Origin of the sequence: Billgrantia zhangzhouensis (genome assembly GCF_021404465.1) — a bacterium.
Taxonomy (GTDB): Bacteria; Pseudomonadota; Gammaproteobacteria; order Pseudomonadales; family Halomonadaceae; genus Halomonas; species Halomonas zhangzhouensis.
The window spans coordinates 148,084-169,606 of record NZ_JABFTT010000007.1 but is presented as its reverse complement, the minus strand read 5'-3'; the positions used below and the strand labels follow the sequence as shown (position 1 = coordinate 169,606).

At 63.2% G+C, this 21,523-nt stretch carries 17 protein-coding genes; 11 read left to right on the top strand and 6 right to left on the bottom strand.

Annotated features, from left to right (window positions below; translation table 11 throughout):
• Window positions 1-64: 64 nt before the first annotated feature.
• From HOP51_RS21005 to HOP51_RS10905, 4 genes are read left to right on the top strand one after another with little or no spacing between them, the layout of a single operon-like run.
• Window positions 65-1,561 (top strand): DUF1538 domain-containing protein, encoded by a 1,497-nt coding sequence (locus tag HOP51_RS21005; RefSeq protein WP_338073043.1) that lies wholly within the window; start codon window positions 65-67, stop codon window positions 1,559-1,561.
• Window positions 1,558-1,908 (top strand): P-II family nitrogen regulator, encoded by a 351-nt coding sequence (locus HOP51_RS10915; RefSeq protein ID WP_159553479.1) that lies wholly within the window; start codon window positions 1,558-1,560, stop codon window positions 1,906-1,908. The genes HOP51_RS21005 and HOP51_RS10915 overlap by 4 nt, the downstream gene beginning before the upstream one ends.
• A gap of 26 nt (window positions 1,909-1,934) precedes the next feature.
• Entirely contained in the window at window positions 1,935-2,321 is a 387-nt protein-coding gene (locus HOP51_RS10910; RefSeq protein WP_010627336.1) for a CBS domain-containing protein, read from the top strand.
• Window positions 2,322-2,338: 17 nt separating this feature from the next.
• Window positions 2,339-2,626 (top strand): hypothetical protein, encoded by a 288-nt coding sequence (locus tag HOP51_RS10905; RefSeq protein ID WP_234273936.1) that lies wholly within the window; start codon window positions 2,339-2,341, stop codon window positions 2,624-2,626.
• A gap of 78 nt (window positions 2,627-2,704) precedes the next feature.
• On the opposite strand, the gene pepN is transcribed toward HOP51_RS10905, so the two are convergent.
• From pepN to HOP51_RS10885, 4 genes are all read right to left on the bottom strand, one after another.
• Entirely contained in the window at window positions 2,705-5,338 is a 2,634-nt protein-coding gene (pepN, locus tag HOP51_RS10900; RefSeq protein ID WP_234273935.1) for an aminopeptidase N, read from the bottom strand.
• Between the two features lie 72 nt (window positions 5,339-5,410).
• Entirely contained in the window at window positions 5,411-5,806 is a 396-nt protein-coding gene (locus HOP51_RS10895; RefSeq protein ID WP_234273934.1) for a YbaN family protein, read from the bottom strand.
• A gap of 156 nt (window positions 5,807-5,962) precedes the next feature.
• The gene (locus HOP51_RS10890; RefSeq protein WP_234273933.1) at window positions 5,963-6,448 is read right to left on the bottom strand and encodes a YajQ family cyclic di-GMP-binding protein; all 486 of its coding nucleotides are present in this window, start codon (window positions 6,446-6,448) and stop codon (window positions 5,963-5,965) included.
• A 63-nt stretch (window positions 6,449-6,511) separates the two neighbouring features.
• On the bottom strand, window positions 6,512-6,985 hold the full coding sequence (locus HOP51_RS10885; protein ID WP_234273932.1) for a GNAT family N-acetyltransferase: 474 nt from the start codon (window positions 6,983-6,985) through the stop codon (window positions 6,512-6,514).
• A gap of 183 nt (window positions 6,986-7,168) precedes the next feature.
• On the opposite strand from HOP51_RS10885, the gene HOP51_RS10880 reads away from it, so the two are divergent.
• The 7 genes from HOP51_RS10880 to HOP51_RS10850 all read left to right on the top strand — a co-directional run bounded on the left by HOP51_RS10880 (window position 7,169) and on the right by HOP51_RS10850 (window position 18,742).
• A complete protein-coding gene (locus HOP51_RS10880) occupies window positions 7,169-8,677 on the top strand; it encodes a RimK family protein (protein ID WP_234273931.1) in 1,509 nt (502 codons plus the stop codon).
• A gap of 359 nt (window positions 8,678-9,036) precedes the next feature.
• On the top strand, window positions 9,037-10,383 hold the full coding sequence (locus tag HOP51_RS10875) for a UDP-glucose dehydrogenase family protein (protein ID WP_234273930.1): 1,347 nt from the start codon (window positions 9,037-9,039) through the stop codon (window positions 10,381-10,383).
• A 9-nt stretch (window positions 10,384-10,392) separates the two neighbouring features.
• The gene (locus tag HOP51_RS10870; protein WP_234273929.1) at window positions 10,393-12,321 is read left to right on the top strand and encodes a glycosyltransferase; all 1,929 of its coding nucleotides are present in this window, start codon (window positions 10,393-10,395) and stop codon (window positions 12,319-12,321) included.
• Window positions 12,322-12,341: 20 nt separating this feature from the next.
• Entirely contained in the window at window positions 12,342-13,901 is a 1,560-nt protein-coding gene (locus tag HOP51_RS10865; protein WP_234273928.1) for a PilZ domain-containing protein, read from the top strand.
• Window positions 13,876-14,775, top strand: coding sequence for a polysaccharide lyase (locus HOP51_RS10860; protein WP_234273927.1), 900 nt, complete (start codon window positions 13,876-13,878; stop codon window positions 14,773-14,775). Before HOP51_RS10865 ends, HOP51_RS10860 begins: the two co-directional genes overlap by 26 nt.
• A gap of 38 nt (window positions 14,776-14,813) precedes the next feature.
• Window positions 14,814-16,058 (top strand): alginate lyase family protein, encoded by a 1,245-nt coding sequence (locus HOP51_RS10855; RefSeq protein ID WP_234273926.1) that lies wholly within the window; start codon window positions 14,814-14,816, stop codon window positions 16,056-16,058.
• Between the two features lie 44 nt (window positions 16,059-16,102).
• Window positions 16,103-18,742 carry a tetratricopeptide repeat protein gene (locus tag HOP51_RS10850; protein ID WP_234273925.1) on the top strand — a complete coding sequence of 880 codons (2,640 nt, stop codon included), beginning with the start codon at window positions 16,103-16,105 and terminating at the stop codon, window positions 18,740-18,742.
• 112 nt (window positions 18,743-18,854) lie between these two features.
• Here HOP51_RS10850 and HOP51_RS10845 read toward each other — a convergent pair whose 3' ends face one another.
• Together HOP51_RS10845 and HOP51_RS10840 are read right to left on the bottom strand one after the other, a co-directional pair.
• Window positions 18,855-20,150 carry an adenylosuccinate synthase gene (locus tag HOP51_RS10845; protein WP_159553499.1) on the bottom strand — a complete coding sequence of 432 codons (1,296 nt, stop codon included), beginning with the start codon at window positions 20,148-20,150 and terminating at the stop codon, window positions 18,855-18,857.
• Between the two features lie 124 nt (window positions 20,151-20,274).
• Complete coding sequence (locus HOP51_RS10840) at window positions 20,275-21,450, bottom strand: ATP phosphoribosyltransferase regulatory subunit (RefSeq protein ID WP_234273924.1); 1,176 nt, start codon at window positions 21,448-21,450, stop codon at window positions 20,275-20,277.
• Window positions 21,451-21,523: the final 73 nt, after the last annotated feature.

The following is a 21,523-nucleotide window of genomic DNA, read 5'->3' as shown; positions in this document are numbered from 1 at the left end:
GATAGTCATGCTTGTGCTCGCTGCGGTACGCCTTGCCCAACCGATCATTGCCAGGGAGTCGGTCTTGGTAGCACAACTCAGGGATTTCCTACACGCACTGGCCCATGCCCTACGCAACCTGCTACCCATCATCGTCGTGGTGGTGGCCTTTCAGGCACTGCTGCTGCGCGAGTGGCCGGAGGGCGGGTTGGGCATGGCAGCGGGACTGCTGGTCGTCGCCGTTGGCGTCGCCCTGTTCCTGCAAGGGCTCGAGTTGAGCATCTTTCCGGTGGGCAAGCGGCTCGCCAACCAGTTTGCCCGCCGCGGCTCGATGCCACTGCTGATGCTGTTCGGATTCGCCATCGGCTTCTCCGCCGTGGTCGCCGAACCGGCACTGATCGCCGTGGCCGAACAGGCCGCCATGATCAGCGAAGGGCGCATCGACGCCTTCACCCTGCGCCTGATCGTGGCAAGCTCGGTAGGGCTGGTGATGGCACTGGGCGTGTTCCGCGTGATTCTCGGCCACCCCCTGCACTGGTACATGATCGTCGGCTATGTGACGGTGGTGCTGGTGACTTTCTTCGCCCCCGAGGAAATCGTGGGGCTGGCCTACGATTCCGGCGGCGTAACCACCAATATCGTGACCGTGCCACTGATCGCCGCGCTGGGTATCGGCCTTGCCGCTTCGATCCGCGGACGCAATCCGCTCACCGACGGCTTCGGCCTGGTAGCACTGGCGGTGATGGTGCCGATGATCAGCGTGCAGCTCTACGGCATCCTGGTCTATGCCGAGCCGGGCCCCCTGGCCGGCGGTGCCCAGTTGATGCTCGCCGAGAGCGACGCCATGCCTCCCGCCGGCTGGATGACGATGATCCTCGATCTCCTCGGCATGCTGCGCGACGTGCTGCCGATCATTCTGGTGATTCTCTTCTTTCAATACGCCGTGCTGCGCCACCCTCTGGCCAGCCCGCTCAAGGTTGGCGTGGGCTTCGCCCTGGTGATCGTGGGCCTGTATGCCTTCGTGGTTGGCCTCAAGCTCGGCCTGTTTCCGATCGGTCAGAGCATGGCCGCCCAGTTGATCGGCTTCGATACCTGGTTGTGGGTCTACCTGTTCGCCTTCTGCATCGGCTTTGCCACCACCATGGCCGAACCGGCACTGATCGCCGTGGGTCAGCAGGCCGAGGAAGCCGCCGCCGGCAAGATCCAGGGCAACGTCATTCGCCTGCTGGTCGCCCTGGGGGTGGCCATCGGCATCACCATCGGCGTGCACCGTATCATCGTCGGCGATTCCATCCACTATTACATCATCGGCGGCTACCTGCTGGTGCTACTGCTCACCGCCCTGGCGCCGCGCTACATCGTAGCGCTGGCTTTCGATCTCGGTGGCGTCACCACGTCCGAGGTGACGGTGCCACTGGTCACCGCGCTGGGGATCGGCCTGGCCAGCCAGATCGAGGGGCGCAACGTCCTGATCGACGGCTTCGGGCTGATCGCCTTCGCCTCGATCTTTCCTATCGTGACTGTAATGAGCTATGCCATTCTGATGGAAAGAATGGCACAGCCGGGAGGCAAGACGAGATGAAGTTTTCGCTGTTGGTCGCCATCGTGCCGGAAGATCTCGAGCAGGAATGCATCGACGCCGCGACCGAGGCCGGGGCAGTCGGCATGACTCTGATGACCGGCCGTGGCATTGGTGGCGAACGCAAGAAGACTTTTTTCGGGCTGACCTACGAGGGCAGCCAGAGCATCATGCTGCTGACGCTGGAGAAGAGTCTCTCGCTGAGAGTGCTCAAGGCAATACGCCAGGTGCTCAACCCGACCGGCGAGGACTCGCGGGGGCTGGTGATGACGTTGCCGGTGGAGCACCTAGGAGGCATCGACATGGCGCAGGTCAAGCGCTTCGAAGAGCGACTCAGACAAGATGTTTGAACGAGTGGATTGACGGAGAGAACCAGATGCTGGTCAAGGACATCATGAACCGCGACGTGGTAACGGTTTCGCCTTTTGCCACCCTGCGCGATGCGCTGAGCCTGATGAAGCGCCACAACCTCAAGAGCCTGGTGGTGGAGCAGCAGGATCCCCATGACGCCTGGGGGCTGATCACCTACACCAATATCCTCAAGACCATCGTCGCGGAAAACGGCGACATCGACCTGATCAACGTCTACGACGTCTGCGCCAAACCCGCCATCGGCGTAGGTGAGTCGCTCGACGTACGCCATGTGGCCAGCCTGATGACCGACAGCGTGGTCAAGCGGGTGCTGGTGCTCGACGACAACAAGCTGCTGGGCTTGGTCACCATGGATGATATCGTAGGCACCGTTCTCGACATGATCGAGTAAGCCGACCGGACCCGCTTATGCAAGATTTCTTTTCCTGGCTGGGCCAGACCCTGGGCGAGATCATTCGCTTCGTGGTCGACCTGCTGATTCTGTTCTTCTACAACCTGGGAGCTTCCGCCCGGGGCTTTTTCGATGGCCTGGCCAACGCGCTGGGCATCCCCCCCACGCTGGTCAGCCTGGCGGTGCTGCTGCTCGGCCTGTGGCTGCTCTATCTCGCCCTACGCGCCCTGCTGCGTCGACGCATCGTCGCCACCCTGATCTGGGCGGTGCTGGGGGTGATGGTGTTGAGCTGGCTCATCTATTAAGCCCAGCCAAAAAAAGCGCCGCTCCAAGGGCGGCACTTTTTATTATCAGGAAAGGCGAAATTTCCGATTGCCCTTTCCTCAGGCAAGGGCTTTTTCGATCACCTCATACACATTCGGCGAGAGTTTCTCGGCGCGGATGCGTTCGAGTTCGCCCTTCATCAGTTCCTGACGCGATTCATCGAAGCGCTGCCAGCGAGTGAGCGGCGTGACCAGGCGCGCGGCGATCTCGGGGTTGAGCCGGTTGAGTTCGATCACCACGTCGGCCAGCAGGCGGTAACCCTCGCCATCGGCGCGGTGGAAGTTGATCCGGTTCTGGTTGGCGAAGGTACCGATCAGGGCACGGACCTTGTTGGGATTCTTCAGCGAGAACGCCGGGTGGGCCATCAGGTGCTTGACCCGCTCCAGCGCATCCGGCTGAGGCCGGGTAACCTGAATGGCGAACCACTGGTCCATCACCAGCGTATCGTGAGCCCACTTCTCGCCGAAGGCACGCAGGGCCGGTGCCGCCAGGTCGTCGCGGCTGCTGTGGGTCAGCAGCGTGAGCGCATGGCGTACGTCGGTCATGTTGTGGTCGGCCTCGAACTGCCGGCGAGCGATGTCGATACCCTGCTCGTCCTCGATCGCCATCAGGTAGGAGAGCGCCACGTTCTTCAGGCTGCGACGAGCAATCTGCTCGGGCTCGGGGGCATAGGGTTCATCGCTCACGTTCTGCTCATAGACACGCAGGAAGTCATCGCGCAGCGTCGCCGCCAGCGACTGCTTGACGAAGTTGCGTGCCGCGTGGATCGCCTCGACGTCGACCAGCGGCTGCTGCTCGGCGATATAGGCCTCGGAAGGCAGCGTCAGCATCTCGGCCAACACCGCCTTGTCGTCGCTGCCGCGCTCGAGCAGGGCGCGGAACGCCTCGACCACGCGCGGGTCCATGACCTTCTCGACGCCATTGCGATGGGCGGCGATCAGGTCGTCCAGCGCCAGCATTGCCAGGCGTTGGCCGGCGTCCCAGCGATTGAAGCCATCCGAATCGTTGGCCAGCAGGAAGGCCAGCTCCTCGCGACTATAGGGGAAGCGCAGCTGAACCGGTGCCGAGAAGCCGCGCAGCAGCGAGGGTACCGGCGCTTCGGGCACGTCGGTGAAGACGAAGGTCTGCTCCGCCTCGCGCAGGTGGATCACGCCATCGCCGTCGAGCGACTCCCCCTCCAGCGTCAGGGCAAGGTCGCGCCCCGTCTTGGTACCCACCAACCCCATGCGAATGGGAATGTGCAGCGGGCTTTTCTCGGGCTGGCCGGGAGTAGCCGGTGTACGCTGGCGCAAGGTCAGGTGATACGCCGCGTTGGTGTAGTCGTACTCGCCGTAGGCATCGATCTCTGGCGTGCCGGCCTGGGAGTACCACAGCATGAACTGGGAGAGGTCCTGGCCTGAGGCTTCTGCCATGCAGTCGACGAAGTCCTCGATGGTCACCGCCTGGCCGTCGAAACGCTCGAAGTAGAGGTCGCTGCCACGGCGGAAGGCCTCCCAGCCCACCAGGTTGCTCAGCATGCGTACCACCTCGGCACCCTTCTCGTAGATGGTGAGGGTATAGAAGTTGCCGATCTCGATGTAGTGGTCGGGGCGCACCGGATGGGCGGTGGGGCCGGCATCCTCGGCGAACTGGGCGGTGCGGAAGAAGGCAACGTCCTCGATGCGCTTGACCGCCGCCGAATTGACGTCGGCGGAGAAGCACTGATCGCGAAAGACGGTGAACCCCTCCTTCAGCGACAGCTGGAACCAGTCGCGGCAGGTGACGCGGTTGCCCGACCAGTTGTGGAAATACTCGTGGGCGACGATGCCCTCGACCCGCTGGAACGTCGCATCGGTGGCGGTATGCGGATGGGTCAACACCGCCGCCGAGTTGAAGATGTTGAGCCCCTTGTTCTCCATGGCACCCATGTTGAAGTCGTTGACCGCCACGATCATGAACAGGTCGAGGTCATACTCGCGGCCGTAAGTCTCTTCATCCCACTGCATGGAACGCTTGAGCGAGGCCATGGCGTGGTCGGTCTTGCCCAGGTTCTCCTCCTCGACCCAGATCTGCAGCGTGACCTCGCGTCCGCTCATGGTGACGAAGCGATCCTCCACCTTCTGCAGATCGCCACCCACCAGGGCGAACAGGTAGCTGGGCTTGGGAAAGGGATCGTTCCAGGTGACGAAGTGGCGCCCCCCGGGCAGCTCGCCCCGCTCTACCGGGTTGCCATTGGAAAGTAGCACCGGCAGGCTCGCCCGATCGCCGATCACCGTGGTGGAAAAGGTCGCCATCACGTCCGGACGATCGGGGTAGTAGGTGATGCGGCGGAATCCTTCGGCCTCGCACTGGGTGCAGTACATGCCGTTGGAGAGATAGAGCCCTTCCAGCGCCGTGTTCTCCTGCGGCGCGATCTCCACCTCAGTGTCCAGGCGGAACCGACCGGGCAGGTTATGCACGGTCAGTCCGGTATCGCTCAAGGTGTATTCGTCGTCGGCCAGTGCCTGGCCATCGATGGCGATGCGCTTGAGTATCAGTTGCTCGCCATCGAGCTGCAGTGGCGCGCCGTCTTCGCTTTGCGGGTGGCGATCAATTTGCAGACTCGCCTTGACGCTGGTCGCGGCGGGGTCCAGTTCGAAGGTCAGCTCGACATGAGACACACGATAGGCGGGCGGCCGGTAGTCGTGGCGATGGGTCGGCTTGGGTTCAGACATCGGGATGGCTCCTGTCCATGGTCGATGCCCATTGTACGGTTGCCGGCTCCCCAACCTCAAAGGCGCTTGCCCTCAACGCCGTATCAGGCGCACCGCTGCGCTGCCGGGCTCTGGCCGCGTCACGATCCACAACCCCAGCAAGGCCAGACCAGACACCAACAGCAGCTTCAGCCATACCACGCTGAGCGTCACCACCAGCACCAGAATCGAGAAGGCCAGCATCACGCCGGCAATCCATTTGGCATGGCGGGGTATGGCGCGCTCCCCCTCCCAAGCCACCACGGTGGGGCCGAAACGTGGATGTTCACGTATCCATGAGGCAAAACGCGGCGAGCCACGGGAGGCCGCCCATACCGCCAGCAGCATGAAGCAGGTCGTCGGCATCAGCGGCACGAAGACGCCTACCACACCGAACGCGAAGCTGGTCCAGGCCAGGGCGATATAAAGGGCGCGACGAAGCGAATGCATGCATGAACTCCAGGTTCGGCATCTTTGCTGCTGCTTCCATTGAAGCCCATCTCCTCCGGGTAGGCCAATCGGCTAAGGCTATGGACCTCTTCATAAAAAAGCACTGTGTAAAAAGAAAGCCCGCCCGAAGGCGAGCTGACGCAATGCTCGAAAGGCTCAGTCACGGAAATTATCGAACTGAAGGGCCAGGTCGGGACCGCCTTCGCCGCGCAGCATGGCAATGACCTCCTGCAGATCGTCGCGCTTCTTGCCGGTAACACGCACCTTCTCGCCCTGGATCTGGGCCTGGACCTTGAGCTTGCTGTCCTTGATACGCTTGACGATGTCCTTGGCCTCCGGCTGCTCGAGCCCCTGCTTGAGCTTGACCTCCTGACGGGCCCTGACACCGGAGAGCTCGGGCTCCTGCACATCCATGCAGCGGGCATCAATGCCGCGAGCGATGAGCCGGTTGCGCAGCACGTCGAGCATCTGCTTGAGCTGGAAGTCGACCTCGGCTTCCAGCAGCACCGTATCGCCATTCAGTTCGAAGCTTGCCTTGACGCCCTTGAAATCGAAGCGCCCCTGAATCTCACGGTTGGCCTGATCGACGGCGTTGCTGGCTTCATGCTTGTCATATTCGGAAACGATATCGAAAGAAGGCATGGCGATGTCCCTGTTTGCCCAAACATGCCGGAAGTTTACCAGTCCCGATCGATCCCTGCGCGCCTAGGCCAGGGTTTCGGCGGGCAAGGCCTCGAGCGGCTTGTTCATTTGCCAGCCGGCGCAGCCATCCTCGTAGTAATCGTCGAGCCAGCGCTCAAGGCGAAAGCCCATGCGCCGGTAGAGCCCCAAGGCAGCACGGTTATCTACCCGGACCTCCAGGCCCAGCGCGGTGCAATCGTAGCGAATGGCGACCCGCTCCAAGGCTTCGAGCAGTTGGCGCCCCAACCCGCTGCCACGCGCTTGCGGATGCACGCAGAACGAATAGAGCCGGGCACGGCGGCTACCACGCCGGAACAACAGGGTGCCGTATCCCATCAGTCGCTCCTCGTCATCGGCGACGAGAGTCTCGGCATGAGCGCGATTCAACAGGTGCCATAGCTGTCGACGACTGAAGCGATCGCTGCTGAAGGCCACCTGCTCCAGGCGATAGAGTGCGCCCAGATCCTGCGGATGGGCCTGGCGCAGGGTGACGTTCATTGAATTCTCCGGGGCTGACTGCAGCGATGTGGCAACGGGGCGATGACCATACCAACGACGATTGGGTCGCCCGTCATGAAATCATTTCACCTGTCGAGGCGCTTGTCGACTGCGAGATGCAGCGGCATGCTGGCCGCATCCAACGGCACCAAGCCGCCTCTCACACTCGAACGGAACTCGCCCATGTGCCCTTTGCGCATCGTCATCGATCGGCAGGAAGACTGGCAGCCCTACTACCCTTCCGAAGACCTGATCAGCGCGAATGATTTCCTGGCCCTGGACCGGCGTCATCGCGCGGCCGCCGACCAGGATCGCAGCACCCACGTGATCAACCTGTGCGGCGAACTCGATTACCTGGGTACCGGCTATTATGTCTCGCTGCTCGCCCAGGCCCGCGGTCAGCGCGTGCTGCCGAGCGTCGAAACGCTCAACGAGCTATCGCGCAAGGTCCTGGTCGATCTGCAGTTGGATACGCTGGCACCGCTGCTTGGCGAACTGGCACGCCAGGGACGCCTGGCCGGCGACAGCGTGACGCTGCGCGTGTTGTTCGGCGAGTGTCGAGAACCCGAACTTGCCCGGTTGGCGCGCAAGCTCTTCGAACGCTTGCCGTGTCCCCTGCTGGAAGCACGCCTGGTGCGGCGCCACGATCTGTGGCGGCTGGCCCGACTCAAGCTAATCCACCTTCGTGACCTCAACGCCGAGGAACAGGATCTCTTCGCCTCTGCCCTCAATCGCCACTCGCGCAAGGTATGGCGCACGCCCAAGGCACGCCGTCGCTACCGCTTCGACCTGGCCATTCTGATCGACCCCAAGGAGGCCATGCCGCCGAGCAACAAGAGCGCGCTCAAGGCCTTCATCCGTGCCGGCCGCAAGCTGGGTATCGACGTCTCGCTGATCACTCGACGCGATGCGGGGCGGCTGGCCGAGTTCGATGGGCTCTTCATCCGCGAGACCACGGCGCTGGACCATCACACCTACCGTATGGCCCGCCTGGCCGAGCATGAGGGGGTGATGGTGATCGATACGCCACGCGACATCCTGCGTTGCACCAACAAGGTATACCTGCATGCACTGCTGCGCGCCCGCGGCGTACCGGCGCCGGAAGGCGTACTGCTCAAGCGCCGCGATCGTCGCCCGCTCGCCGAGCGCATCGCCGGCCTGAGCTTCCCTCTGGTATTGAAGATTCCCGACGGTTCCTTCTCCCGCGGCGTGGTCAAGGTCGAATCGCTGGAGCAGCTAGAGCGTGAGGCCCGGCGCCTGTTCGAGGACTCCGCTCTGCTGCTGCTGCAGGAGTGGCTGCCAACCGAGTACGACTGGCGTATCGGTGTTCTGGATGGGCAGGTGCTGTTCGCCAGCCGCTACTACATGGCTCGCGGGCATTGGCAAATCTATGACCATTCAGGCGCACGGGTGAAGAGCGGCGACTTCACTACCCACGATCCCGCCGAGGTGCCACCTGTCGTCATCCGGGCGGCACTCAAGGCCACTCGCCTGATCGGCCGCGGGCTCTATGGTGTGGATCTCAAACAGACCAAGGATCGCGTCGTCGTCATCGAGGTGAACGACAACCCCAATGTCGACGCCGGCATCGAGGACAGCGTGCTCGGGCGCCAGCTCTACGAGCGCATCATGGCGGTCTTTTTGACTCGCATGGAAGCGCGGGTCGCGGCCAGGACGGAGGGAGCCCGCTAAACCAACGACACCCATCCTCACTCACCAAAACAAATCAATTCGTTAATTTACTTCTTGGCTAACCATGTTGTCTCCATTAAGAGACAGTACAACCCTTTGATCTGAAAGGCTCAGAGAACTTCGGGTCCGATATGTCACTTATTGGCGACAGAATGATGCCGTAGCGAACTTCAGCAATCCCTCCAATCCTCTCTAACTCACTGACTGAAAAGTGTCTTTTTCAGTTGGCGTGGATGTTGCGTACCGTATGGCACGCTAACGAAGCCAACTGGCCCTACTCGCCATCAGCGTCGGTTACTACCGGCGCAGAGGCGTTGATTGGATGAACAGGGCCCAATCAGCAAGGAGCGACGACGACCATGAAGATCACCATCTTCGGATCTGGCTATGTGGGACTGGTAACCGGCGCTTGTCTGGCCGATGTCGGCCATCGGGTCATGTGCGTGGACGTCGATGAGGCGAAGGTGGCTCGCCTCAACGCTGGCGAAGTCCCCATCTACGAGCCTGGCCTGGAGCAATTAATCGCAAAGAACAAGGCCGCCGGCCGCATCGAGTTCACCACCAACGCTGCCAAGGCGGTCGACTTCGGCTTGCTCCAGTTCATCGCCGTGGGCACGCCATCCGATGAGGATGGCAGCGCAGACCTCAAGTATGTGCTCAAGGTTGCCGAGACCATCGGTCAGCACATGCACGATGACAAGATCGTCGTCGATAAATCCACCGTACCGGTGGGAACCGCCAGCAAGGTGGAACGTACCGTTGCCGCTGAACTGGAAAAGCGCGGCCTGAACCTAGAGTTCGATGTCTGTTCGAACCCCGAATTCCTCAAGGAGGGGGCCGCTATCGAGGACTTTTCGCGCGGTTCGCGCATCGTCGTCGGCACCGACTCGGAGCGCGTCAAGAAAGCCATGCTGGAATGCTACGGGCCCTACAACCGCCAGCGAGACAAGATGATGTTCATGGGCGTACGCAGCGCCGAGCTGACCAAGTACGCCGCCAACGCCATGCTGGCAACCAAGATCAGCTTCATCAATGAAGTCGCCAATCTGGCCGAGCGTCTCGGTGCCGATGTCGAGGAGGTGCGCCATGGCATTGGCTCCGACCCGCGTATCGGCTACAGCTTCATCTACCCCGGCTGCGGCTATGGCGGTTCCTGCTTCCCCAAGGATGTGAAGGCCCTGGCCCATACCGCCGAGGAGATCGGGCACCCCGCCGAGATGATCAAGGCAGTGGAGCGCGTCAATGCCCGGCAGAAGAACAAGCTGTTCGAGAAGCTCTGCCAGGCCTTCGACGGCCAGCTCGCGGGCAAGACCATCGCTATTTGGGGGCTTGCCTTCAAGCCCAACACCGACGACATGCGCGAAGCACCCAGCCGCACCTTGATCGAAGCGCTGTGGGAGGCCGGGGCGCGGGTTCAGGCCTACGACCCGGAGGCTTCGGACGAGTGCCGCCGCATCTACGGCGAGCGCGATGATCTGGTGCTGGCCGAGCAGCGTGACGACGCCTTGGAAGGCGCCCATGCGCTGGTCATCTGCACCGAGTGGAAGGCCTTCCGCACCATCGACTTCCCCGAACTCTACGAAAAGCTCGAGGAGCCGGTGCTGGTCGATGGCCGTAATTTGTTCCAACCCGATACCGTCAAGGCCGCCGGGCTCGCCTACTACGGCATCGGACGAGGTGACTCCGTGCGGCCCGTACTGGCCTGAGGAGTGATCATGTCCGCAACTCCCCGAGACCATACCACAGCCAGCCGGATCACCGAGCTGACGACGTTTCTGCTCGGCCTGTCGCTGCTGATCGTCATCATCAGCGAGCTGCCCGCAGATGTGTTTTCCCCCAAGTCGCAGAGTTTCTTCTTCGTCATCGGGGCAATTGCCATGTGGCGCTACTCGTGGTGGGCCGTGCAGGCGGCGCGCTCGACCTGGTACAACCGGGTGATCTTCCCACGCCTGCGAGCGGAGGCCGATGCGGCGGGCGAGCTGGAACGGCCACCGGAGCTCTTCGTGCTCTGCACCTCCTTTCGCATCGAAGCCAGGGTCAACTTCCAGGTCTATGACGCTCTGATCCGGGAAGCGCGCGACTATGGCGTGCCAACGACCATCTTCGCCTCCGTATCGGACCGTACCGACGTGGATGTCATCACTCATGTGATGGACGAGAACGACTGGCCGCGGAACGTCGAAGTCCGCTACATGTTCCAGAAGGGGGACGGCAAGCGCTCGGCCATGGCCGAGGTTCTGCGTGCGATCTCCCGGCGCTTGCCGGCGCCGGGAGCGCTGCTGATCTCGATGGATGGGGATATCCGGCTGGAGCCGGGCACCCTTTCACGCTCGCTCTCCTTCTTCCAGGCCCAGGACGATCTCGGTGCGCTGACCACTAACAATCGGGCCGAGGTGACCGGCAACGATGCCACCTGCGAGTGGTATGACCTGCGCTACGCACAGCGGCACCTGATGATGAGTTCAATGTCGGTATCGCGTCGCCTGCTGGTACTGACAGGGCGCTACAGTGTGTTCCGCGCCGATCTGGCAACACAGCCGGATTTCATAGAACTGATCGAGAACGACCATGTCGAGCACTGGCGCTTCGGCAACTTCAAGTTCCTCTCGGGCGACGACAAGTCCTCTTGGTACTGGTTGCTGAAGAATGGCTGGCGCATGCTCTACATCCCCGATGTCTTCGTGACCGGATTCGAGGAGTTGCCCAACCGGCGGCGCTTCTTCACCTCAACCACCGACCTGATGCGCCGCTGGTACGGCAACATGCTGCGTACCAGCAACCGCGCCATCGCCCTGGGACCACGGCCAATGGGTGTGTTCACTTGGTGGAGCCTGATCGATCAACGCCTCTCGATGTGGACGACCCTGGTCGGCCCCACGGTAGTCACGCTGGTGTCGCTATTCATTAGACCCTCCTTCTTCTTCGCCTACGTATTGTGGATTCTCTTCACCCGCGGTATCGCAACCTCGATTCTGGCCTGGCAACGTGGACGCTTCAGCCTGCTGTGGATCCCGCTGATCTACTACAACCAGGTCTGGGGCGCGATGCTGAAGACCTACGTCAGCTTCCGCTTCAACCGCCAGAAGTGGTCCCGCCAGGGCATCTCGGCGGGCGAACCGAACGACCCTGTCGCCGCGCGCCAGCAGCGCCGCATGGGCCATGTTCTGCATGGCTTCGCCTACGGCGTGCTGCTGTTCGTACTGATCCTCTCGACCGGTGTCATGTCCCCTCCGGACCGGGTATCGCTGCACATCGCCCGCGACCAGACCTGGGAGCGCAATCAGCAGCCCGAGCGGCTCGACCGCTGGCTCAGCGCAACTCTTGTCCACAACATTCGTGACGCGGTGCAACTCCCCCCGGGGCGCTTCCGACTGGGCGGCGAGCTGATCGAGACCCTGCAGCGGAACACCCTGGCTGAAAGCAAGCAAATCGAGGGCAACCCAGGAGCCACGATCCTCGCTATTTCTCCGTCCGTGGCGGAACTGATGCAAGGACCGAGTGGCGAGCCCATCCAGGATGCCGTCCAGTGCACCGTGGATGCCAACTGCCAGTTGGCTCTCGACGAACATAACCTGACCCTTGTCAACGTACGACTCAGGGTCGAGCCCGAAGCCCCCGCCGACGTGGCAACGGCTCACCCCTGAATGCAAGGAGCGACCAACGGATGGCTGATCATTATTCCCACGACGACCCCAAGCGGTATGAGCCTACCCTGGGAGAAGCACGCTCGAGGCGACGCCCTGCCTCTTCTGCCGAGCCTGACAACGCGGACCATGACAGCATGCGCCTGAGCCAGGGAGACCGACTCCAGCATGAGCGTCGCGACGAACGAGGCTACATACGCGTCACGCTCCCGTTTCGGGTCGATCTCGACGACAGCGACACTGAGCTGAACGGCAATGATGTCTCGCTGGGAGGCTTTTCCACCCAGAGTCAGCATAGATTCGAACCCGGCGATCGCATCTCGGCCTCACTGTTGATGATGGCGGGCGCCACCGAACTGATCGTTCCGCTGAAGGCCGAGTGCCTGCGCGCCACCCGCGCGGCGAGCGGCAATGGCTACGAAGTCAGCTTCGAGATCACCGAGATCGAGCCGCAGCATCGCGAGCTGCTGCGCCAGATCATCCGCAGCGCGCTGAGCGGCCGCTCGCCCAATGTCGAGGGGTTGATCGGTGGCGAAGATCCACAGACGCCGCGCAAGCGTCAGGCGACCAAGCCGCTGCCACCCGCGCGCCCGCCCAAGCCGATGGGACGCTATATCCTGCTATTCATCGCCATCGGCCTGCTGGCACTGGTAGGGGCGGCTACCGCTTACCGCAACTTCATGCTGATCGAGCCGAGCTTCGCCGCCGTGACGGCGCCGCGTATCGACATCCGGGCACCCGGCCCCGGGATTCTCGGCGAGCACGACCTAATGGCCGGTGATCGGGTCGAGCGCGATCAGTTGCTGACCAATGTAGTCAACAGCGAGCTGGAATCGGACCTGATCCTTGCCGAGGCAGCGATCGACTACAACAACCGCCTACTCGAGAACCTCCGCGAGCACCTCGAAAACGGCATGCAGGAGGTCAGCCTGGCCAATTCGGCACAACCCGCCAGCGGCGACACCATGACCTTCGAGTCGGTCTCGCCCGAGATTGCCCAGGCCCGAATCGAGCAGTTCGAGACTGTGCGCGACTACGAGAGTTCACGCATCGCCGCGCTCGATGCGCGCATGGCAAGCAACGACATATACAGTCCCTGCAACTGCCTGGTGGCCTGGGCTCTGAGCAGCGCCGATGGGGTTTACATCAACGAAAGCGAGCGGATCATGACCCTGATTCGCACTGACGAGGACGACGTGCTGGTCGAGGCATTGGTGCACATGAACGACATCAGCCGCATCGAGCCCAACCAGCAAGCCTATGTGACATTGGCCAACGCCAACCAACCGATCCGCGCCCGGGTGCGCAACGTTGCGCTCGACGTCGAGCGCCAGCCGCGTGCCGGCTTCCCCAGTTGGGTGCGCCAGCAGCAGAACGTGGCCAGCGTACTGCTGGTACCCGAGGAGCCGCTGCCCGCAGAGAGCGTCGGCCAACCCGTGGACGTACGCTTTACCGAAGCCCCACTACTGGGTGCCGCCTCGGAGCGGATTTGGCAGGGCGTACGCTCGGTCATTCAATTCGGCGACGACATTTATCGCGCCGCCACGGAGGACAATGATGAAGTTACCGATGAAGGCTAATGCTGCTGCCCGCATACCGTACGGCAATTGCCGATTGCTGCTATTGAGTGGCCTGATGCTGTTGCCGGTATCTGCCGCCCATGCCGACGAGGCCGAGAATGCTCTCGTCGGCATTCCCCAAGAGGAAGCCTGTTCGCAGCGTTACGTGCAGGCCGAAACGCCCCGCCCGCAGCACGCTGCGAACGGCCATGCCGCCATTCGGCAGAACTTCCATACCAGTCGCCACTGGGGCACCGAGGAGAACGTGGAGCGCCTGGACGCAGCACAGACCGGCATCGGCGAACCCGGACTGCGCGTGCATTACCCCGCCGGCACCTCTTCGCCGGGAGACGAGCCCCGTGGCGGTGCCGGATTCTATAGCGATCCACCGTCGCTGCGCGGCGCCGAACGGGCCTGCCTCAGCTACATGGTGCGCTTTCCGGCGGACTTCGACTTCGTGCGCGGCGGCAAGCTGCCGGGACTTTACGGCGGCGAAGCACCATCGGGCGGCGAGGACGTCGACGGCAAGAACGGTTTCTCCATGCGCCTGATGTGGCGCGAAGAGGGGGAGGGTGAGCTCTATCCCTACGTCGTCGGCTTCGAGGGCGACTCGGTGGGCCGCGGCTTCTGGCATTTCCCGGTCGGCCGCTGGGTTACCGTCGAACAGGAGATCGTGCTCAACGATCCCGACCTCGACGACGGCATCGCCCGTCTCTGGGTCGATGGTCGGCCGGTGCTTGAACAGCAAAACGTCGTATTCCGCACCACACCGGAAATCACCATCGACGGCCTGATGTTTTCCACCTTCTTCGGCGGTACCGGCGAAGGATGGCGCACGCCACGCGATCAGTACGTGGACTTCGCTGCCTTCCGTTTCTATACGCCGCAGCCTTGATCAATTTGCATTCGAGCGCCAATGGAGCGACGCCGATCATGTCCCTTGCCGCAGTAAAAGGATTTATCGCACGACGGCCCGTGATGCTCGCCTGCGTTTTACTGGCAGGCAGCGTTACCGCGACGGCCAACGATACTCTCTCGCGAGAGGAGCGCATGGAACTCGACCTCTCGGAGTATCGGGTCACCGATACGGACGCCAGCTACTTCGATGTGGAAGCGCGTATGGAGTTGCTGCGCAAGACAGACAATCCCATTCTGCTGCAACTGAAGGACGAACTTTCACTGGGCCCCAGCTGCCGCCAGAAGCTCAACTTCACTCCCATCACCACGCGAGGCGGGATTCCCGGTTTCTACCCCAACCCGGAGGAGTGGGAACTGGCCACAGAGCCTCTGTTCGCCTTCGAAGATAGTGCGTCGGTGCTGGCCGGGGCCTTCGTCGCCAGCGGCGACACCTTCTATGCCAACTGCCTGGTACGCTTTCTGCACGGTTGGGCCGAAGCCAAGGCACTGACCACTTTCGTCTTCGACTCCCAGGAGCCCCAAGCCTGGTTCGCCTCCGAATCGATGCTGTTCGCCGCAGCCATGGCCTACTCCATCGTGCGCCCCCACGTGGATGGCCTCGAGGAGGAACGTGCCGAAGTCGAGCAGTGGCTGCATGGCCTCGCCCTGCAACATTCGGCATTCCCCGGCGAGCCGGAAGAGAGCTGCTGCAATAACCACTTCTACCGGCGTGCACTCTACGCCACCATGATCGGCGTACTGGTAGAGGACGACGACCTGTTTCGCTTCGGCGTCAGCGCCGTTTATTCGGCACTACACGACATGACCGAGAACGGCGCCCTACCGCTGGAGGTCGGACGCGGCCGACGTGCCACGCACTACCAGAACTATGCGCTGAATTACCTGATTACCAACATGCAGATCATTCATCGCCAAGGCTACGACATCTTCAATCTGGAATACGAAGGCAACGACATTCATGAGGGCATCGACTTTCTCTTCCAGATTCTCGACAACCCGGCGGCGCTGGGCGACTACGCGCCGCAGGAACAATTTACTGGCTTCCTGCGGGATCCCCAGTATTTCACCTGGATGGATATCTACCTCACCCACTTCGACCATCCGCAGACGGCCGATTTCGTCGCCCGGGTGCGCCCCACCTACAACCGCAGCGCCGGAGGTTTCATTACGCTCTACTTCATGGATCCCGAGGCCCAGCAGCACGTCTATCTCGACGAGGAGCGCCGGAGTACCGAGGCCTTCCGCGGCCTAGGCAATTGAAGACGAAAGGACTTCCTGGAACCACACAGAAAAGAGGGGACAACATGGAACGCTTGACGAACAGGACTCGACGCCTCCCCTCGCTGCGACTGACCGCAGCGATTACCTTGTCGGCATGGTTGGCCGGCTGTGCAGTGACCTCGGACGAACCGCCAGGCGGCGAGCATGCACGGGCCGTTCCCGAGCAGTATGCCGCCTGGTTCGCCAGCGGGCTCGAGGCCGACATCGACTCGTCGGACTGGAACCGCGTCAACCGCGCACAGGAGTTCATCGATGAGGGGCGCTACAACGAAGCCATCGACTACCTGCAGCCTCTGGTCAATCGCGATGTGCCGCCCGCCTACTACGAAATGGCTAAGCTCTACGATCAGGGCCTGGGCATCGAGGAGAACCCCGCCGAAGCGGCGCGCCTCTATGGCCTGGCCATCGAGCGGCCATCCTCGGTACGCGGCCACGCCTCGCTCAATCTCGCCCGGCTCTATCTTGAGGGTCGTGGCGTGGAACGCAACGATGTGCTGGCCTACCATCTGCTCTGGCAGGCCAAGGAGGCCGACCTCGAGCGCACCGCCGAAGTGCTGCTCGCCGATCTGCTGGCCGAAGGCAGTGAAGGGGTCGAGGCAGATCCGGAACTGGCCCGTGAACTCTACGAGCAGGCGGCCTCCCAAGGCCAGCAGCAGGCCCTGCAAGCCCTGGCCGAAGCGCACGCACCCGGCGGCTGGCTCGAGGAGGACCCAGCGCAAGCCATGGATTATGCCCAGCGTCACGCCGAGGTGCTCCAGCAGCAAGCCAGTGCAGGCGACGTCAACGCCATGCTTCAGTTGGCCTCGCTCTATTCGGCTGACGGTCTGCTGGGCGATCAACCCAGCCAGCGCATCCATTGGTTGCAGCAGGCAGCCCAGGCCGGCGACCTGGATGCGCTGGCCAGGGCAGGACGCGACATGATCGAGGTTGGCGAATACCGGCAGGGTATCGAGCTGCTGGCGGATGCCGCCCGCCAAGGGCATGTCGATGCCATGACCTACCTTGGCCAGGCACTGCTCGAGCCCGAGTCCGGCCAGCCGCAGCCAGTACAAGCCGAGCGCTGGCTGCGCGAAGCGATCAATGCCGGCTCGATCGATGCCCAGGTGGTCCTCGGCCGCGCCCTGGTCGAAGGCCAGGGTGGTCTCAACGATCTGCCTCGCGGCATGGGCCTGCTCGAGCAAGCCGCCGAGCATGACCACCCCCTGGCGCTGGCGCAGTTGGGCTCGCTCTATCTGGACGACGAGCGAATCGCCGGTCAGCCCTATATTGCCGTCGACTATCTCGAGCGAGGCCATGAGCTCGGCCACCCTTGGGCAACACAGCAGTTGGGGGCAGCCTACCTCAAGGGACGCGGTGTGCCGCAAGACCCCGTCCGGGGCGAGGAGCTATTGCGTCAGGCCGCCGGGCATGGGCAATCGGGCGCGATGCGGTTGCTCGGCGAAGCCTACCTGGACGAGGGGAACCCCAACTTCCAGCCCAGCCGCGGCGAGGAGCTGCTACGCCAGGCTGCACAGGCCGGCGACACCACGGCCATGACCCAACTCGGCGAGGCCTACCTGGAAGGGCCACTGCAGGAAGATCCCACGCAGGGCGTCGCCCTGCTGACCCAGGCCGCCCAGCAGGGCGACGCCTATGCCATGGTGGTACTGGGCCGGGCCTATCGCAATGGCAGCGGCGTGGAACGCGACCTGAACGAGGCCAACCGCTGGCTGACGCTAGCCCAGCAGGCGGGGCACGAATCCGCAGACGATGCGCTCACCTACGTACAGCGCGATCTGGGTGCCCAGGGCAATATCGAGGCACTCGTCGCCGCTGCCGAGGATGGGCATCCCGGCGCCATGGCCGATCTTGGCCGCGCCTTCCTCGACGGCGAAGGCGTTCAGCGCGACCAGCAGCAAGCCGAATACTGGCTGGACCGGGCCCACCAGGCGGGTCATGCCGGCGCTGCGGCAAGCCTTGGCCGGATGTATGTGGAGCGGGGCGACAGCGAGCGCGGTATCGACTATTTGGAAGCCGCAGTGGCACGCGGACACGCTGGCGCCCGCAGCGACCTGGGCGAAGCCTACCTGACCGGTAACCACGTGGAGCTTGATACCGAGCGTGGCATCGAGTTGCTGACGGCAGCGGCGGAATCAGGGGCAACCCATGCGGCCTTTGTGCTGGGCGAGGCTTACCAGCACGGCAACGGCGTGGAACAGGACGCCGAACAGGCCGAACGCTGGTACCGTCAGGCCAGCGACGCCGGCGCCGACTATGCGCGTGCCGCCCTGGGGCTCGCCCTGATACGCGGCGAAGGCGCCATCGACCAGGATGTCGAGCAGGGTCATGAGCTGCTGCTCGACGCCGCCGAGCAGGGACATCCAGGCGCCCAGGCCTCGCTCGGACGTGAATACCTGCGTGGCGAAAACATCGAGGCCGACCCGGAGCGCGGGGCGGATTACCTCTACCAGGCGGCTAGCCAGGGGCATGGCAGCGCACGCCTCGCCCTGGCCGAAGCCTACCTTTCATCCCGCGGCCTGGAGCAGGCCAACCAGCAGCAGGCCCTGCTGTGGCTGGATGATGTCTTCGAGAGCGAGGGTCAACTCGCCATCGAAACCCTGCGTCAACTGCTCACCGATGAAGAGGCCATTGCCGCCGCCAGTGAGGTAGAAGTAGATGAATGACGGTCAGATCGCAGGTCGGCTCGATGACGTTCCGTACACCGGCTCGTTACGTTCCGACGCAACGAGGCCGGCACCCTGTGCCGGCCTCGTGGTCGATTCGCGCTTCGTACCGTCAGCCTTCGAACGGATTGCGTAGCACGATGGTCTCGTTGCGGTCCGGGCCGGTCGAGACGATGTCGATCGAAGTGCCCACCTTCTCCTCGAGGAAGCTGATGTAGGAGCGTGCATTGGCTGGCAGGTCCTCGATGCGCTTGGCACCCAGGGTCGACTCGCTCCAACCCGGCAGATCCTCGTAGACCGGCTCCACCGCTTCGTAACCCTCCGAATCGACCGGGTTCTCCATTACCTCGCCATCCTTGCTGCGATAGCCCACGCAGACGCGGATGTTCTCCAGCCCATCGAGAACGTCGAGCTTGGTCAAGCACAACCCGGACACCGAGTTGATCTGCACCGCATGGCGTAGGGCCACGGCATCGAACCAGCCACAGCGGCGTGGTCGACCAGTGGTCGCGCCGAACTCGTGGCCGCGCTCGGCCAGGTGACGGCCGTGCTCGTCGAACAGCTCGGTGGGGAACGGGCCGGAGCCGACACGGGTGGTGTAAGCCTTGGTGATACCCAGCACGTAGTCCAGGTAGAGCGGCCCGACACCAGAACCGGTAGCGGTGCCGCCAGCGGTGGTGTTGGAGCTGGTGACGAACGGATAGGTACCGTGATCGATATCGAGCAGAGAGCCCTGGGCCCCCTCGAACAGAATGTTCTCGCCGGCGCGGCGCAGTTCGTGCACCAGGGTAACGGTATCGCAGACCATCGGCCGCAGCTCCTCGGCCATGGCCATGGCGCTGTCCAGCACTTCCTGGAAGTCGACCGCCTTCTCGCCGTGGTAGTTGACCAGCACGAAGTTGTGGTAGTCGAGCACCTCGCCGAGCTTGGAGGCAAAGCGCTCGCGATGCAGCATGTCGCCCAAGCGCAGGCCACGGCGCGCCACCTTGTCCTCGTAGGCCGGGCCGATGCCGCGGCCGGTGGTGCCGATCTTGGCCACGCCGCGGGCCTTCTCGCGGGCCAGGTCGAGGCGCACGTGGTACGGCAGGATCAGCGGACAGGCCGGCGAGAGACGCAGTCGCTCGCGCACCGGCACGCCCTTCTCCTCGAGTTCGCGGATCTCCTTGATCAGCGCCTCGGGAGACAGCACCACACCATTGCCGATGATACAGGTCTTGCCCTGACGCAGGATGCCGGAGGGAATCAGGTGCAGCACGGTCTTCTCGCCGTCGATGACCAGCGTATGCCCGGCGTTGTGTCCACCCTGGAAACGTACCACCGCCGCAGCGGATTCGGTCAGCAGGTCGACCACCTTGCCCTTGCCTTCGTCACCCCACTGTGTGCCCAGTACGACTACGTTCTTGCCCATTGTGTCTCATCTCTCGTGTCAGCGCCGCGTATGTGCGCGTCGATCATCCGGCCCGCTGGCCGCGCTCGTCTTCCGGCCCGCTTGCCGGTATCGTCTAATCAGGCTTCGGCCAGTTCGCCAACGCCTAGAGTGCCTCCGCTTGCCAGCGGCCATCGACCATTACCAGTTGCTGGCTGCAGCGATGCGCCTCGGGAGGCGTCTGCTGGCCCGGCAGCGCCTGCACCACCCGGTGCCCGCTGTCGCGCAGCGATGCAATCGCTTCGGCTACGCCCTCGCCGGAAGCCGGCGCCCAGATGCCGTCGCAGGCCGGCTCGCTCTGCACCAGCGTGGCAAGCAGCTTCAGGTCCATCGAAAAGCCAGTGGCGGGACGCGCACGGCCGAAGGCTCGCCCCGTATCGTCATAGCGTCCGCCCTTGGCCAGGGCCTGGCCGTAGCCCGGCACGAAGGCCGCAAACATCATTCCAGTGTGGTACTGATAACCACGTAGCTCGGCCAGATCGAAATAGAGCGCCACTTCGGGGTGCTCCCTGGCCACGCCCCGGTGCAGCGCACCGAGCTGCGCCAAGGCCTCGCCTACCGCAGCGGGAGCACCGGCGAGCGCTTCGCGCGCGCTGTCCAACACCTCGGGGCCACCGTTCAGGCGGCCCAGCGCACGGAACATTTCCGCCAGGGCGGGATCGGCCACATTGGCCTCGACCTGCTGGGCCAAGGCCCCCGGCGACTTGAGCTCCAGCGCTTCGAACAGCGCCCGCTCCTGATCGCGATCCAACTCGGCTGCCTGTACCAGGCTACGATAGATGCCGATATGGCCCAACGCCAAATGCAGTTCACTGGCCCCGGCAGCCTCGAGACTCAACAGTGCCAGGCGCAGGATCTCGAGGTCCGCTTCCAGGCCGGCATGGCCGAACAGTTCGACACCGACCTGGACCGGGCTTCGCCCTCCCTGGTGCTGGTCGGCCTTGGCCCGCAGCACGTTGGTGCAATAGCACAGCCTGGCCGGCCCCTGGTGGTGCATGGAGTGGGCGTCCATGCGCGCCACCTGGGGCGTCACATCAGCGCTCACTCCCATCAGGCGGCCGGTCAGTTGATCGGTCAGCTTGAAGGTCTGCAGATCCAGGTCAGTGCCGGTGCCGGTCAATAGGGAGTCGAGGAACTCCACCGGCGGTGGCATTACCTGGTCGTAACCCCAGCGATAGTAGAGGTCGAGCAGCGTTCGCCGCAGCTCCTCCATACGGCTTGCCTGGGGCGGCAGCACTTCATCCATGCCGTCGGGCAACAGCCAGCGGTCAGCAATGGTCATGTCGTCAATCCTGCAAGGCGTTGGGGCGGGCAAAAAAAGGATTCGATGGCAAAAAAGGCCCACAAAAAAACCG

Bases quoted from the DNA above. Each gene is read 5' to 3' on its own strand.
- HOP51_RS10910 (WP_010627336.1), top strand. From the start codon at position 1,935: ATGCTGGTCAAGGACATCATGAACCGCGACGTGGTAACGGTTTCGCCT.
- HOP51_RS10840 (WP_234273924.1), bottom strand. From the start codon at position 21,450: ATGACCATTGCTGACCGCTGGCTGTTGCCCGACGGCATGGATGAAGTG.
- HOP51_RS10915 (WP_159553479.1), top strand. From the start codon at position 1,558: ATGAAGTTTTCGCTGTTGGTCGCCATCGTGCCGGAAGATCTCGAGCAG.
- HOP51_RS10895 (WP_234273934.1), bottom strand. From the start codon at position 5,806: ATGCATTCGCTTCGTCGCGCCCTTTATATCGCCCTGGCCTGGACCAGC.
- pepN (WP_234273935.1), bottom strand. From the start codon at position 5,338: ATGTCTGAACCCAAGCCGACCCATCGCCACGACTACCGGCCGCCCGCC.
- HOP51_RS10850 (WP_234273925.1), top strand. From the start codon at position 16,103: ATGGAACGCTTGACGAACAGGACTCGACGCCTCCCCTCGCTGCGACTG.
- HOP51_RS10875 (WP_234273930.1), top strand. From the start codon at position 9,037: ATGAAGATCACCATCTTCGGATCTGGCTATGTGGGACTGGTAACCGGC.
- HOP51_RS10865 (WP_234273928.1), top strand. From the start codon at position 12,342: ATGGCTGATCATTATTCCCACGACGACCCCAAGCGGTATGAGCCTACC.
- HOP51_RS10905 (WP_234273936.1), top strand. From the start codon at position 2,339: ATGCAAGATTTCTTTTCCTGGCTGGGCCAGACCCTGGGCGAGATCATT.
- HOP51_RS10870 (WP_234273929.1), top strand. From the start codon at position 10,393: ATGTCCGCAACTCCCCGAGACCATACCACAGCCAGCCGGATCACCGAG.
- HOP51_RS10855 (WP_234273926.1), top strand. From the start codon at position 14,814: ATGTCCCTTGCCGCAGTAAAAGGATTTATCGCACGACGGCCCGTGATG.
- HOP51_RS10845 (WP_159553499.1), bottom strand. From the start codon at position 20,150: ATGGGCAAGAACGTAGTCGTACTGGGCACACAGTGGGGTGACGAAGGC.
- HOP51_RS10860 (WP_234273927.1), top strand. From the start codon at position 13,876: ATGATGAAGTTACCGATGAAGGCTAATGCTGCTGCCCGCATACCGTAC.
- HOP51_RS10880 (WP_234273931.1), top strand. From the start codon at position 7,169: ATGTGCCCTTTGCGCATCGTCATCGATCGGCAGGAAGACTGGCAGCCC.
- HOP51_RS10890 (WP_234273933.1), bottom strand. From the start codon at position 6,448: ATGCCTTCTTTCGATATCGTTTCCGAATATGACAAGCATGAAGCCAGC.
- HOP51_RS10885 (WP_234273932.1), bottom strand. From the start codon at position 6,985: ATGAACGTCACCCTGCGCCAGGCCCATCCGCAGGATCTGGGCGCACTC.